Annotated in this window: 11 protein-coding genes; 2 read left to right on the plus strand and 9 right to left on the minus strand. The window is 66.0% G+C overall.

What is annotated here, in order from left to right; translation table 11 throughout:
* Positions 1-45 precede the first annotated feature (45 nt).
* The 8 genes from VHA82_RS16615 to metG form a co-directional block, all read right to left on the minus strand.
* Entirely contained in the window at positions 46-471 is a 426-nt protein-coding gene (locus VHA82_RS16615) for a DUF3574 domain-containing protein (RefSeq protein WP_325545702.1), read from the minus strand.
* A complete protein-coding gene (locus VHA82_RS16620) occupies positions 461-1,015 on the minus strand; it encodes a hypothetical protein (protein ID WP_325545704.1) in 555 nt (184 codons plus the stop codon). Before VHA82_RS16620 ends, VHA82_RS16615 begins: the two co-directional genes overlap by 11 nt.
* Positions 1,016-1,181: 166 nt before the next feature.
* Positions 1,182-1,760, minus strand: a complete 579-nt coding sequence (locus tag VHA82_RS16625; protein WP_325545706.1) for a suppressor of fused domain protein — start codon at positions 1,758-1,760, stop codon at positions 1,182-1,184.
* Positions 1,750-5,952: an RHS repeat-associated core domain-containing protein gene (locus VHA82_RS16630; RefSeq protein ID WP_325545708.1), complete on the minus strand. Its 4,203-nt coding sequence runs from the start codon at positions 5,950-5,952 to the stop codon at positions 1,750-1,752. The genes VHA82_RS16625 and VHA82_RS16630 overlap by 11 nt, the downstream gene beginning before the upstream one ends.
* A 164-nt stretch (positions 5,953-6,116) precedes the next feature.
* Positions 6,117-7,772 (minus strand): SulP family inorganic anion transporter, encoded by a 1,656-nt coding sequence (locus VHA82_RS16635; protein ID WP_325545710.1) that lies wholly within the window; start codon positions 7,770-7,772, stop codon positions 6,117-6,119.
* Between the two features lie 186 nt (positions 7,773-7,958).
* A complete protein-coding gene (locus VHA82_RS16640) occupies positions 7,959-8,138 on the minus strand; it encodes a hypothetical protein (protein WP_325545712.1) in 180 nt (59 codons plus the stop codon).
* Positions 8,139-8,333: 195 nt separating this feature from the next.
* Positions 8,334-8,624 (minus strand): hypothetical protein, encoded by a 291-nt coding sequence (locus tag VHA82_RS16645; RefSeq protein WP_325545715.1) that lies wholly within the window; start codon positions 8,622-8,624, stop codon positions 8,334-8,336.
* Positions 8,625-8,728: 104 nt separating this feature from the next.
* Complete coding sequence (gene metG / locus VHA82_RS16650; RefSeq protein WP_325545717.1) at positions 8,729-10,798, minus strand: methionine--tRNA ligase; 2,070 nt, start codon at positions 10,796-10,798, stop codon at positions 8,729-8,731.
* Positions 10,799-10,860: 62 nt separating this feature from the next.
* On the opposite strand from metG, the gene VHA82_RS16655 reads away from it, so the two are divergent.
* Positions 10,861-11,589: a zeta toxin family protein gene (locus VHA82_RS16655; protein WP_325545720.1), complete on the plus strand. Its 729-nt coding sequence runs from the start codon at positions 10,861-10,863 to the stop codon at positions 11,587-11,589.
* 46 nt (positions 11,590-11,635) lie between these two features.
* The gene (gene apbC / locus VHA82_RS16660) at positions 11,636-12,724 is read left to right on the plus strand and encodes an iron-sulfur cluster carrier protein ApbC (RefSeq protein WP_325545722.1); all 1,089 of its coding nucleotides are present in this window, start codon (positions 11,636-11,638) and stop codon (positions 12,722-12,724) included.
* A 16-nt stretch (positions 12,725-12,740) separates the two neighbouring features.
* Here the strand turns inward: apbC and VHA82_RS16665 are convergent, their stop codons facing one another.
* Positions 12,741-14,540, minus strand: a complete 1,800-nt coding sequence (locus VHA82_RS16665; protein WP_325545724.1) for a feruloyl-CoA synthase — start codon at positions 14,538-14,540, stop codon at positions 12,741-12,743.
* Positions 14,541-14,661 lie beyond the last annotated feature (121 nt).

Below are 14,661 nucleotides of genomic sequence, written 5' to 3' on the forward strand. Positions count from 1 at the left end.
TTTTGGGGGGCGAATGATACCGCTGCAGGCAAGGCGCCTCGGCCCTCAGAACGAAACGCAGGCCGCGGCCCTCACGCGAAGCACGGACTCTTGCCGGAACTGTGCCTTGTATTGCGAGACGATCTCGCGGATGGCGGCGTCCGAGGCCGCGTCCGGTGCATGCAGTAGGGCCAGCACGTGGGAGCTCTCGCGCGTGAGCGAACCATTTCCCGCACGCCACTGTCCTGAAGCCGGCCACGTGGTGAGTCCGGCGGGAAAGCGCGGAGTGACGACGCGTTCGAGGAAGGCTTTCCATTCGTCGTCGGAGACCACCCCGCCCGGCATCGCGGTGCCGAAGAAGAGGAGATCGTTCACCATCGTGTCTTCGCCCGGCCCGCAAGCCTGTGAAGGAGGCGCCGAAGAGGGTGAAGAGAGCGGCGCGCAGCTCGCGAGCAGCAGCAGCCCCGCGCAGGCGAGCGTGCTACGGAGCATTCGCGTTGCCTTGGCCTGCTTCGCGAGCCTGCCTGGCGCGCAGGACGCGGCCGCGCCAGCGAAGCAGACCTACGGCGTAGCTGATGTAGTAGCCCGCGAGGAGACCGAAGGCCGAGAGCGTGAGCGGACTGCGGGCGAACTCCGTGGCGCTGTACTGAGCTTGCGGCGCGATGTAGAACACTTCGATGAGCCTGTAGGCGATGCGAGCGACGAAGACAAGCGAAAGTGCGATGCCGAGATGGGCGTTGGGCGTATAGAAGAGCCCCTGGCCCGGGACGGCTTCGAAGCGCGTGTGGGCGAGGCCGAAGAAGCCCAGTGCGACACCGCAGCCGAGTGCGGCCGCAAACCACAGCAGATTGAGCGGATGCGCGAGCGACGCAAGGGCGACCAGTGCGACCAATACGGGGAAGATGACGAGTGTGATGGCGGGGCGGTACTTCGACAGCCTTTGCCGTCCGACCATCCGGCGAAAGCGCGAGTAGACGCGCCAGGCGACGAGCGCGCCGAGGGACACGTAGGCGGCGGTGGAGGCGAGTGGGTGCATTTCGGATTCCGGCTTCCTGGGTCACTCGAGCAGCGGAAGCCCTCGAGCCCGGAGTTCCGGATTCTCGCGCAAACTCAATTGGGGACGGGCTTCGCGCTGATCGCAATGCGTGCCGGGTTGCGCGCATCATCTGCCCAGATCACCACCTCGACGCAAAACTGATCAGCTATGAGAGTACGTCAATGACTTCCTTTCGGGCCGGATTCCATATGTCGGGATTTTGCTCCTCAAGCTGGCCTTCGAACCACTTCCAGCCTCTCCCGACGACGAGCGCTGCTTCGGTACCTGTGATCGGCACAAGATAAGCAAAGACCGTTGGAGGAGACGGAGATTCGAAATGGGTCAACGATTCATCAAAGGGGCTCGGGTTCGTCACATAGATTGCCGTAGTCGATGCGCCCGGAACAACTGGTGTCGCCGGACCCAAGACATCCCCGCGCAACAAAGCCTTTCCACCGCGGAGCACGTGTTCAGCTATCGACAGCATCAAGCCAGCGATGGCAGCGGGCTCGACGTCGTCGTTGGCGGACATCAGCAATTCCTGCCTGACCTTCCTGGCTCCCGGCAAGTCCACCACGTGCTCACTCAGACCAAGCGTCGCATAGGATCTGACGCCGGGCTCTGGCTGGCTTTCAAAGCAAACGACCTGAACCCCGTGCATGCGATCTTCATCCGACCACCCGCGTGCGATTTCACCGAGATGCTTCTCGTAGTGAGCGGGCAGCGACGAGGGGTCAGTTTCCATTGTCCGATCGGTTGCATCCGACGCAGCGAAGACGCGTGCCAGTGTTGTACTCGTCGAGAACGCCCTTCCGATCCTTCCCGGCAAGGTCTCGGTCTCGCCACGGCGGAATGTGATCGTTGTCCCAATCCTTGCTCTTTTCTCCCGGCTGGGAGCTCACTTCCCTTCCGCACGTGGGGCAGAGCTTGCTCCCATTCTCACCGTCCTGAGCATTGTCCCAATTGGCCTGTTCGGTTCCCTTTCGTACTCGCGAAGGACGCTTGGTCACGTCCTTCTGGTCGGCTGATTGACCATCACTCCCGGTGCCTTGACCTATCGGCCGGTTGTCAGCTTCATTGAAGATCAGGCCTGTTGCCCTGTCAAGTAGCTCGCTCGTGCGTTGCAGTACCCGATTTGCTCCCTCGACCATCAGGAGGCGGGCTTCCGGTGAAAGCTGCGAAGCGATGCCGATCCCAACCAGCCCGACGCCGAGCGCACCTGCCGCGGCGATCGGATTGCGGCCGTCCAGGTCCACATACCGATACGGATTGTTGTTCGCATACGCGTACCGGTTGAAACTGTGCAGATCGTTCGGGTCCACGCCCTTCGGATCCACTCCCATGAAACGCCCGATCAGCGGGTCGTAGTAGCGCGCCCCGAAATACGACAGGCCGGTCGCCGCTTCGTACTGCTTGCCCGCGAACCAGCTTGGGTTGTCCGCCGCGTTCGACGGATTGCTCAGCCGGTAGCCGAAGGGTAGATAGTTCTCCTTCCACGCGATCAGACCCGCAGCATCCGTCGCGAGCACCGGCGAGCCGGCAAGGTCGTTGTGAAGGTACGTCGTGGGCGCGCCGCCGCCCACCGCCTGCGCTACACGCCTTTCGCCGAGATAGAAATGCTCGACCAGCCTGCCGTTCGCCGGCGTGAACTCGACCAGCAGGCGGCCCTCGCGGTCGTGGATCTCGATGGTCACCACGCCGTTCCTCTTGGCCGCGAGCCGCTGGTTGCTCGCGTCGTAGATGTAATTCACGGCCTTGGCCGCGTTGGCGCAATTGGCGCAGACGAGATTCGGCACACCGTCGTACGTGAAGGTGTTGGCGCCCGCGGCCACGACATCGCCCCAGGCGTCGTACGCATAGCTCGCACCGAACGTCCCACCGATCGAGCTCAGCCGATTGGACGCGTCGTACGCATAGCCGAACGTCACCGGCCCATAGCTTTGCTGCGCGATATTGCCCGTGGCCGTGTAGCCGATGGTGCCCGTGCCGGCGAACGTGTCCGCACCGGTGAGGCGGTTCAAGCCGTCGTAGCGCAGGGTGCGGTTGTACGCGGCGTCCTGCGTGTCGACGATGCTCGTGAGATTGCCCGCGCCGTCCCACGCGTAGCTCGCGTTGGCGAGCGACGTGCCCGACTTCGTCACGCGCAAGGCGCTGGGCAGCAGGCGCGAGTTCTGGTCGTACGTGACGCTCACGCTATTGGCGTACGTCACCTGGTTCAGCTGCCCGTTGGGCCAGTACGTCACCGTACTCGCGATGCCCGACATCTTCGTCGGCCGCCCGAGCGCGTCCGGCGAATACAGCACGCTTCTGCCGGAAAGCGGGTAGCCGATGCCACCCAGATGGTCGTTGGCGTCGTACGCATAGGTGATCGCCACGTTCGTGTCGCCGATGCCGAGCGAGTCGGACAGCAGGTTGCCGTTGCCGTCGTACGCATACGTGCGGTTGCCGATGGCGGACGTGGAGCGTGTGATGCGATGCGCCCGGTCGTACGCGTGCGTGACGGCCGCGGCGCCCGTGTAAGTCACCGACGTGAGGCGGTTCTGGCCGTCGTAACCGTAGCTCGTGGTTCCGGCGGCGCCGACGGAGCGGCTTGTCATGTTGCCCGCCGCGTCGCGTCCGTAGATCGTCGTGCCGGTCTCGGGGTTGTAGACGGTCGTGAGGTAGTTGTTGCCGCTGTAGCCGTAGGTGCGCGTGAGGCCGCCTTGCGTGATCGAGGTCACCCGGTCGCGCGAATCGCGTTGCAGCGTGAGGCTCGCGCTCGGCTCGGGCGCGCTCACGGCCATCGCAAATGTCCGATCCGGATCACCGTATGCACGGTAGCTGTAGCTCGTGGCGAAGCCTCGCTCGTCGGTCACGGTCTTTCCGGCGGGACCGTAGGCGATCCTCACCCGGGTGGCGTCCGCGTGCGTGACGAGCGTCGGCCGGCCGAGGATGTCGTACTGCACCGTGTCGCCCTGCGTCCCGCTGCCGGGGTTCGAAGCGAATGTCGTGCGTCCGAGCGCATCCACGGTGAAGGTGCGCGCGATGCCGCCCCGGACCACCGATACGGTGTTGCCGAAGCCGTCGTAGCCGGTCGTCTCCACGAGACCGCCCCGTGTGGCCTGACGCGTTGTTGCGCCGTAAGTCACCGCGACCGCGTTGCCGACGGGAGGGCTCACGGACGTGACGCGGTTCAGGCCGTCATAGCCGTAGCTCGTCGTGAATCCCTCGCCGTTCGTCTGCGAAGAGACGTTGCCCGCGTCGCTCACCGTGCGCGCGAGGTTCACGCCTTCGGGCTGGTTTTCCGTCTGCGCGACGCCGCGCTTGTAGTTCGAATACTGGTGCAGCAGGCCGCGCGGAAACGTCGCCGTGCTCACGTTGCCTTGCGAGTCGTACGTGTAGCTCGTGCTCACGCCGTCGCGCGAGATCGCGAGGAGATTGCCGTTGCCGTCGAACGTGCGGTCGACGGTGCTCGCGCCGACCTCGTCCTGTACCTGCTTCACGAACCACTTCGCCGTGTTGACGTAGTAGCCGACCTGCGTCGTGCGGTTGCCGCCGTTCGGCCCCGCCTCGCCGATCGTGCCGGGGTTGCCGAAGCCGTCGAAGCCCGAGTACGCGGTGGCGTACGTCGCGCCGTCGCGCGTGATCGTCCTGGCCGTCAGCACGGGCGCGTTCGTCGCGCCCGAATCGATCTTCGTCACGAAAGCGCCGGGGCGAAAGTAGTTCTCGGAGGAGATCTTGAGCTTGCCCCACGTGTAGCTCTCGGTCTGCGCGGTGCCGATCGTCCTGGATATCAGCAGGCCGACCATCCACACCGTGCCCGAACTCGAATAGTTGGGCCCGACGTGCCGGTAGACGATTGTGCCGGCCGGTGTGTTCGCGGTCGTGGTGTCGAGAGTGCCGGGGCCGCCGGGCTGGTAGGTGAAAGTCCAGTTGCCTCCCGTGCTCACCGACTTCGTCGCGACGACGGCCGTGCGGCTGAGGGGGTTGGCCTGCGAGTCGAAGTAGACGTACGCGTAGCCGTAGTTGATCTGCCCGCCTTGCGGATACGTGACGCGGCTCATCAGGTAGCTGCCGGCCGCGCCGTTCAGGTTGCCGTTGTACGCGTAGTTCCACGTTCGCCCGTCGGGTCGGGTCACGGAGGCGAGCTGATAGAGGCCCGCAAATCCGGTGACGGCCTGGTAGCCGTACGTGTACGTCTGCCCCGCCGCGGTGATCGAGGAGATCCTTCGGGTCGCGAGGCCGCTGTCCGCGTAAACGAAGGCGATGCTGCGTCCGTCGCTCGTCGAAACGCCCGCGATCTGCTGCGTGGCGCCCGCATACGCGATGGTGGCGTAATTGCCGTTGCGGTCCGTGATCTTCGTCGTGTACCACGCGTAGACGGGCGCGAGCTGCGTGCCCACGTTGACCGGCTGCGTCATGTCGTAGCGCGTGCCGTCGGGCGAATACACGGCCAGGCCGCTGCCGAAGCAGTCGGCCTTCCACCACTGCGAGGTGAGCATGAGCGGCGATGTGCCGCCCGTGAAGGCGAGCAGTTGGCGGCTGCCGTCGGGCAGTTCGAGCACCGGGTTGTCCGCGACGGAGAGCGCGTTCTGATTCGTGCAGACGAACGCCTGCTTCGCCTTCAGCACCCGGCCGAAGTGCACGGTCCACCCGAGCCCGGCGAGCGATTCGTAGGCCGCCGGGTTGGCGCTGTCGATGCTCGCGCTGTTGTACGAGCGCACGACCTTCAGGTCGAAGCCGCCGTTGCCGGGCAGATGGATGTCGACCGAATGCAGCTGCAGGGCACCGGTGAACGGATCGATGTGCTCCGTGACGTGCTGGTTGACGTAGCTGCGGTTGGGGTAGAGACCGGGGTCCTTGTAGAAGTCCGGAATCACTTCCTGCCCGAATGCGGCGGCGCTCCAAGCGGCGCACGACGCGACGAAGCAGGCGAATGCGTTTCGCCAGTTGGCCATGTGTCGTTCCTCCCTGAAGCGCGCGATCTTAGTTCAAACTTTTGTTTCTCGACCGCGCCGTTTCCGCAAGATGTCGCCGGGAAGCTGTGACACGTGTCCTGGACGCGGCCCACGCGCCTCGAGCGGCTGACGCAGGTTGTTTCGCTCGCGCGCGAAGTGCCCGGCTACACCGCCACCTCCGGCGACGGCTCGCTCCTTCGCACCTCGCCCGCGAAGCCCGCGCGATCCATCACCTCCCTCGGCTGCTCCTGCAGGTTCTCGATGAAAAGCGAGCCGCGCCGCAGCAGCACGGCCTTGTGCAACTGGCGCAGCGAATCGAGGCCGGACGTGTCGAGGTGCACGAGATGCAGCGCATCGAGCACGACGACCGGCTGCTCGGGCCCGCGCTCGACCGCCTGGAGCACTTCGTCGACTTTCGCGACCGCGCCGAAGAAGAGCGACCCGTAGAGCTTGTATTCGATGAGCGCGCCCTCGCGCTTCACGAGCTCCACCGAGAAGAGCGAGCTCATCTTGCGGATGAAAAGAACGCAGGCGACCACGAGGCCCGCCTGCACGGCGACGGTGAGGTCGAACACGACCGTGAGCGTGAAGGTGCCCAGCATCAGCACGCGGTAGTGCGTGCTGTACTTCCACATGTGCGAGAACTCCCGCCACTCGCCCATGTTCCACGCGACGAAAAGAAGGATGCCCGAGAGCACCGACAGCGGCACGAGCACCGCGAGCGGCCCCGCCAGGAGCACGATCGCGGCGAGCGTGATCGAGTGCACGATGCCCGCCACAGGCGTCGTCGCGCCGGATCGCACGTTGGTCACCGTGCGCGCGATGGTTCCGGTAGCGGGCATGCCGCCGAAGAACGGCGTGATGAAGTTCGCGAGGCCCTGCGCCATCAGCTCCTGGTTGGGGTCGTGGCGCGGCAGTGCCGTGAGCTGGTCGGCCACGCGCGCGCACAGAAGCGACTCGATCGCGCCGAGGAGAGCGATCGTGACGGTCGGCGTGACGAGCAGCTTCACGGTCTGCCAGCTGAAGGTGGGCAGCGCAAGCGTTGGCAGCCCCGTCGGAATCTCGCCGAAGCGCGTGCCGATCGTCTCCACCGGCATGTGGAAGTACCACGCGACAAAGGTGAGGGTGACGAGCGCCACGATCGGCCCGGGCGTACGCGCGCTGAACTTCACCGCGCGGCGCATGCCGGGCACATCCATCGCGAGCTGGACCGGCGAGCGCTCGCTCCAGAGGCGCGGCCAGAGGACGAGGCCCACGACGCACGCGAGCCCGAGCGCGAACGAGTAGATGTTGAAGGTGTCCAGATGCGCGGCCATCACCTCCAGCTGGGTGAAGAAGTCCGCCGGCATCTTCGCGATCCTGAGGCCCAGCCAGTCCTTCAGCTGCGATGCGGCGATCAGCACCGCGATGCCGTTGGTAAAGCCGATCACGATGCTCACCGGCACGTAGCGCACGAGCCGGCCCAGCTTGAGAAGGCCGAGCGCGAAGAGCACGACGCCCGCGCAGGCCGTGGCGATCATGAGGTTGGCGAGCCCGTAGCGTTCGAGGATGCCGTAGACGATGACGATGAAGGCGCCGGCGGGGCCGCCGATCTGCACGTTGGAGCCGCCCGCGAGCGAGATGGCGAGCCCCGCGATGATCGCGGTCCAGAGGCCCGCCTCGGGCTTCAGCCCGGAGGCGATGGCGAACGCCATGGCAAGCGGCAGCGCGACGATGCCGACGGTGATGCCCGCGCCGAGGTCGCGGACGAACCGCTCACGGTCGTAGCCGCGAACCGCATCGAGCAGGCGGGGGCGGAATGCTGCGAAGGAAAGGCGCAATGAAGTCTCCGGAAGTCGAACCGAACCGCGAATGACGGTCAGGCGACTGCCGGAGGCCCGCAGTGATGCAGGCGGGTGATGAAACGCCTGCGACGCGAAAGGGGCAGCAGGACGGTCGGGTACATGCCTGCCAGTCTAAGGGCGGGCGGGGAGCGCGTCACTTGAGAATTCGCAAGTGGCGGCGGGCTACTTCTCGTCTTTCCTGCCATCCGGGATGACTAGGTCGGCCGCGGCGCCGACCGCCTTGCCCGTGAGCTTGACCGCGCCCACGGCGACGTCGGCCGCCGTGACCACCGCGCCCACGACCATGCTCACGCACCCGGACAGAAGGATGCAGGCGGATGCTGCGGCGAGAACGGACTTCATGGACTGCCCCGGGAAGAACTGCAAGGAGGACGGATCGAACCGATTCTCCGGCCGGGGGAGCGCTTCGCCAATGTCTGGCGCGTGTTCCGCTTGTAAAGCGTTGGGTCGCGCCGACACCGCTTGCGCGGGTTGCGGCCTGCGCTAGCGGTTCAGCGCGAGCCGAGTGGATTCGCGTCTCGTCGCGTCCCTTCCCGTCTAGCGCGAGGTGGCTTCGCCGGTCGTGCCTTGGTGCGCGACTTTCTTCACGCTTTCAACTTCGGCGACGACCGAATCCTCGGGCAGCGCCTTGCCGACGATGTAGACAGTGGGCAGCGTCACGAGCATCGGCTCGTGACGGGCCGGTGCGCGCATCTGGTCGCCCCAGATGATGATGCTGGCGGATGCGATCGATGCGATCACCAGTGCGGCGGTGCGGGCGATGTCCGCGCCTTCGATTGCCGGCCTTTCGCCAGCGCGCCGGAAGCGGCGCCAGGAATTCGTTTTCATTGCGTGCCTCGAAAGGGAAGCGAGTCTAGGCAGACTGCCGAGGCACGTCTCTATACGTTCGTATCGTCTTGCCGCGTCGACGGCGGCACGCGCGGGGCCCAGCCCTATCGGACGCGCATCCCCGGCTGCGCGCCGGGCCAGGCGGAGAGCACGAAGATGCCCGGGTTCGACTTCTCGTCGCCGTGGCTCGCGGAGAGCACCATGCCTTCGCTCACGCCGAACTTCATCTTGCGTGCGGCCAGATTCGCGACCACCACCACGAACTGCCCCTGCAGGTCCTCGGGCTTGTACGCCGAAGCGATTCCGGAGAACACGTTTCTCGTGCGTCCCTCGCCGACGTCGAGCGTGAGCTGCAGCAGCTTGGTCGACCCTTCGACGGGCTTGCATTCGACGACTTTTGCGATGCGCATGTCCACCTTCGCGAATTCGTCGATGGTGATGTCCTGCCCGATGGCCTCCCCGCCTGGCAAGCCGCTCCCTCCCGCTTTGGGGGAGGGCTGAGGTGGGGGCGCTTCCCCCGCCGGCTCGAACAACGCGTCGAGCAGCTTCATATCCACTCGCTGCATCAGATGCCGGTATTGCGCCACGACGTGGCCTTCCCCGAGCGGCACCGCCGCATTCGCCCACGTGAGCGGATCGCATTCGAGGAACGCCTCCGCATGCTGCGCGAGTTCGGGCAGCACGGGCTTCAGGCACGCCGTGAGCACCTTGAAGGCCTCGATGCATTCCGAGCAGACTCGGGCGGCGTCCTCGCGCCTGTCTTCCTTCACGAGTTTCCAGGGAGCCGCAGCGTCGAAGCGCAGGTTCACCTCGTCGGCGAAGGCCATCACTTCGCGCAGCGCCTTGCCGAATTCGCGCGACTCGTAAAGCGCCTTCACGCTGTCGACGAGCTTCGCCGGCTGCAGTCGCGCCGTGTCCGACTTCAGGAGCTTCCCGCCGGGAATGAACTTCACCGCGCGGCTTGCGATGTTCACGTACTTGCCGATGAGATCGGCGTTCACGCGCGCCACGAAGTCGTCGGGGTTGAAGTCGACGTCCTCCACGCGGCTGTTCAGCTTGGCCGCGATGTAGTAGCGCAGCCACTCGGGGTTCATGCCGAGCGACAGGTACTTCAGCGGATCGATGCCCGTGCCGCGGCTCTTGGACATCTTCTCGCCGCTCACGGTGATGAAGCCGTGCACGTTCACCTGCGAAGGCGTCTTGCGGCCGGAAAACCGGAGCATCGCGGGCCAGAAGAGCGTGTGGAAGTACACGATGTCCTTGCCGATGAAATGCACCTGCTCGACTTCCGGGTCGCTCACGAACTGCTCGAAGGTGGCATCGGTGCGCGAATGCGGGTCCGGGTGATTCCTGGCTTGCCCCTTGTCGAAATGGTTCTTGAGACTTGCGAGGTAGCCGATGGGCGCATCGAGCCACACGTAGAAGTACTTGCCCGGCGCGTCGGGGATTTCGATGCCGAAGTAGGGCGCATCGCGCGAGATGTCCCAGTCCGCGAGGCCCGCTTCGAACCACTCGCTTGCCTTCTTCGCCATCTCGGGCTGCAGTTTGCCGTCCTGCGTCCACGACTGCAGGAATTCGACCACCTTCGCATCCGAGAGCTTGAAGAAGAAGTGTTCGGACGTGCGCAGCTCGGGCTTGGCACCCGTCAGCACGGAGTAGGGATCGATCAGCTCCGTGGGCGAATACACGCTCGAGCACACCTCGCACGAGTCGCCGTACTGATCTTTCGAATGGCACACGGGGCATTCGCCCTTGATGTACCGGTCGGGCAGGAACATGCCCTTCACGGGGTCGTAGAACTGTTCGATGGTGCGCGAGGCCACGAGCCCGCCCGCCTTCAGCCGCTCGTAGATGCCTTGTGCGAGTTCGGCGTTCTCGGGGCTGTCGGTGGAGTGCCAGTTGTCGAATGCGATGTGAAAGCCGTCGAGGTATTCCTTGCGCCCGGCCGCGATGTCCTGCACGAACGCCTGCGGCGTCTTGCCGGCCTTCTCGGCGGCGATCATGATCGGCGCGCCGTGCGCGTCGTCCGCGCCCACGAAGTGCACCATGTGAGCGCCCATTCGCTGGTGCCGCACCCAGATGTCGGCCTGGATGTACTCCATGATGTGGCCGATGTGGAACTTGCCGTTGGCGTACGGCAAGGCGGTGGTGACGAAGAGCTTGCGCTGGGGCATTGGCGGCGATCGGGGGGACAATCCGGGGAAACGACGATTTTATTCCGCGAAGGGCAGAGGATTTGGACCGACCGAAGATCGTCCTGATTGCAGGACCGAATGGCGCTGGGAAGACGACGTTCGCAAGGGAGTACCTGCCCCGGATCGCGTCTTCCCCCATTTACCTGAATGCCGATCTCATCGCGGCGGGGCTGTCGCCATTTGCTCCGGAGCGGGCCGCGGTGCAGGCGGGTCGACTTCTGCTGGAAGCGATCGATCAGCACGTCTCCCGAGGCGAAAGCTTTGCCTTCGAAACGACGCTCTCGGGCTTGGGGTACGCACGCAAGATCTCGCGTTGGCGTGCAGCCGGCTATGGCGTGGAGCTGATCTTCCTGCGGCTGCCGACACCCGAATTCGCGATCGGTCGGGTGGCTGCCCGGGTGAAACAGGGGGGGCATCACATTCCGGAAGAGATCGTGAGGCGCCGATTCGCGGCAGGGCTCGAGCTCTTCGAGAGGATCTACAAGCCATTGGTGGACTGCTGGGTTCTCTACGACAATGTGAAAGTCCCGCCTTTGTTGATCGACACCGGCGGCCAATCGATGACCTTTGGCGCGATGGAAGAACCAGCAGACCGCTATCCGGGGCTACCTCCGAATGCCCCACCCGAAATTCGTGTCTCGTACGAGGCCCTGTTGCGCGCTGCCGAACGCGCGCGGGAAATCGCGAAGCAGACCGGGACGTATCTCGTGATGTGGCGCGACGGCCGCGTCGTTCACGTGGACCCGCACACGGGAGAGGAACGGTCCTGAGGCGCGCGGCTCCTGTCGGTACACTCGCATGGATTCGAGACACCCCATGCCCACTCCAGACCAGCTCCTCCAGGTCCTCGCTTCCGTCACCGACCCCAACACCGGCCACGACTTCGTCTCCACCCGGCAGCTGAAGAATCTTCAGGTCGAAGGCGCGGACGTCTCCTTCGACGTCGAGCTCGGCTATCCCGCCAGGAGCCAGCTGCCCGCCCTGCGCCAGTCGTTCATCGCGGCGGCGAAGACTGTCGCCGGCGTCGGCAACGTCTCCGTCAACATCTCCACCAAGGTGATCGCCCACGCCGTGCAGCGCGGCGTGCAGCTCATGCCCAACGTGAAGAACATCGTCGCCGTCGCCTCGGGCAAGGGCGGCGTGGGCAAGAGCACGACGGCGGCCAATCTCGCGCTCGCGCTCGCGGCCGAAGGCGCACGCGTGGGCCTGCTCGACGCCGACATCTACGGCCCCTCGCAGCCGATGATGATGGGCATCGACCGCCGCCCCGAAAGCGAGGACGGCAAGACGATGGACCCGCTCGAGAACTACGGCGTGCAGGTGATGTCGATCGGCTTTCTCGTGAACCAGGACGAAGCCATGATCTGGCGCGGGCCGATGGCAACGCAAGCGCTCGAGCAGCTGCTGCGCCAGACCAACTGGGACGATCTCGACTACCTCATCGTCGACCTGCCGCCCGGCACGGGCGACATCCAGCTCACCCTCTCGCAGCGCGTGCCGATGACGGGCGCCGTGATCGTCACCACGCCGCAGGACATCGCGCTGCTGGACGCGCGCAAGGGCGTGGCGATGTTCGAGAAGGTGGGCGTGCCGATCCTCGGCGTCGTGGAGAACATGGCCGTGCACATCTGCAGCAACTGCGGGCACGTGGAGCACATCTTCGGCGAAGGCGGCGGCAAGCGGTATGCGGCCGAGCACGGCGTCGCCTACCTCGGCGCGCTGCCGCTCGACATCCGCATCCGCGAACAGGCCGACAGCGGCAAGCCGACGGTCGTGGCCGACCCCGACGGCGAGATCGCTTCGATCTACAAGACCGTGGCGCGGCAGGTGGCGCTCACGATCGCCGCGAAGGCGAAGGACTTCACCGCGAAGTTTCCGACGATCACGGTTTCGAAGAACACCTGAGCGCTGGCGCGGTGCCTCACGGGCGGATCACGCGCGCGTCGGCGGATGCGTAGAGCGCCTCCACCTCCGCTTTGCGCCTCTCCAGCACGGCGCGCTGATTCACGTAGCCCTTGTCCGTGATCTCCCCCGCATCCGCACTCGGCGGCTCGTCGAGCACCAGCGCGCAGGTCGGCGTCCGAGAGGACCCGAGGCCCTCGGAGCCCAGCGCGCGCAGCGCCTGCCGCACGTGCGCACGCAAGTCTTCCGCCGGCAGCGCCTTCGCCTGCGGCGTCGCGAAGACGAGCAGGCCGATTTCCTCGCGGTCGTGGCCGGCGACTACCACATCCGCCACGTGCGGTGCCATGGCGCTCACCGCCTTTACCCGCAGCATCCCCACGTTCACCCACGTGCCGGACATCAGCTTGAAGTCTTCGGCCACGCGGCCGTCGAAGGCGACGCCTTGCACCGGATCGTCCGCGTCCACGAGCCGGCCCGCATCGCCGATGCGGTAGTAGCTCTCTTCGTCGAACGCCTGCGATGACAGCTCCGGCGCGTCGCGATAGCCGGGAAACACGCTCGGCCCGCGCACGCGCATCTCCAGCTTCGCGCCGTTGGGCACGAACTTGAGCGTCACCCCCGGCAGGGGCAGGCCGATGCAGCCCGCGCGTTCGATTCGCCAGTGCACCTGCGTCGCGGCAGGAGAGGTCTCCGTCGATCCCCACGCGGAGGTGAACCACAGCGGCCGCTCGCGCGCCTTTCGCGCGACCGCTTCGAGGCGCTGCCACACGCTTTGCGGCAGCGCCGCGCCCGCGTAGAAAATGCCTTCGAGCCGCTCGAAGACATCGCGGGCCGCGGCGGCGTCGGCCTCGAGGAAGGGCAGCAGCATGTCGAAGCCGCGCGGCACGTTGAACCAGAAGTTGGGCTTCACCTCGCGCAGGTTGCGCAGCGTCTTCTCCACGAGCCCCGGCGCGGGCCGGCCTTCGTCGATGTAGAGCGCGCCGCCGTGCGCGAGCACCATGTTGAAGTTGTGGTTGGCGCCGAACGTGTGGCTCCACGGCAGCCAGTCCACGAGCACGAGCGGATGCCGCGCGAGGAACGGCCACACCTGCTCGATCATCTGCTGGTTGGCGCAGAGCATGCGGTGCGTGTTGATCACGACCTTCGGAGCGCCGGTGGAGCCGCTCGTGAGCAGGTACTTGGCGTGATCGTCGGGGCGAATCCGCGCGAAGGCCCGCATCACGGCGCTGGTTTCGCGCGGCTCCAGCAGGTCGGCGAAATCGTGCGAGCCCTCGATGCGCCCGGCGCCGAACACGACGGGTGACTTCGCGCCCCACGCGGTCACGGCCGGGCCGTAGACCGCGACGTCCGAGGCGTACACGAGCGCGGGATCGAGCGCATCGAGAATCGCGGCGATGCGCGAATGATCCTTCGTGAGGCGGCAGTACGCGCTCGACACGGTACAGCTCGGACGGCCGACGTGCATCGCCGCCAGCGAGAGCAAGGCGGCGTCCACGGAATTGTCCGAGAGCGTGACGACGGGCTGGCCGCCCGCAAGGTCCATGTCCAGCAGCGCCTGCGCGATGCGCCCCACCGATTCGCGCACCTGGCGGTACGACAGGCGGCGCCATGCGCCCGAGGCTTCGCGCTCGGCGAGGAAGATCGCATCGGGCGTCGTGCCGGCCCAGTGATCGAGCCATGCGCCGACGCAGCGTGCGTACGGCTGCAGCGGCTCGGGGTGGCGCAGCACGAAGCCGCCCGTGGGCAGGCTTTCGCACGTGACGCGAGGCGGCGCGAGCGCCGCGGGGTCGCCGAAGGGGTAGGGAGGAAGTTCGCGCATTCGCCAAGCCAGTATCGGCAGCACGGCGCGAACCGGCATAGGGAAACGCCCGAGAATCAGGGTAAGGCCCAGGGAGGGGCCCGGCCGGATCGGCAGGCGATCCGGCTTTCTTGCCCATCCG

Source organism: Ramlibacter sp., assembly GCF_035548915.1.
Classification (GTDB): Bacteria; Pseudomonadota; Gammaproteobacteria; order Burkholderiales; family Burkholderiaceae_C; genus Ramlibacter.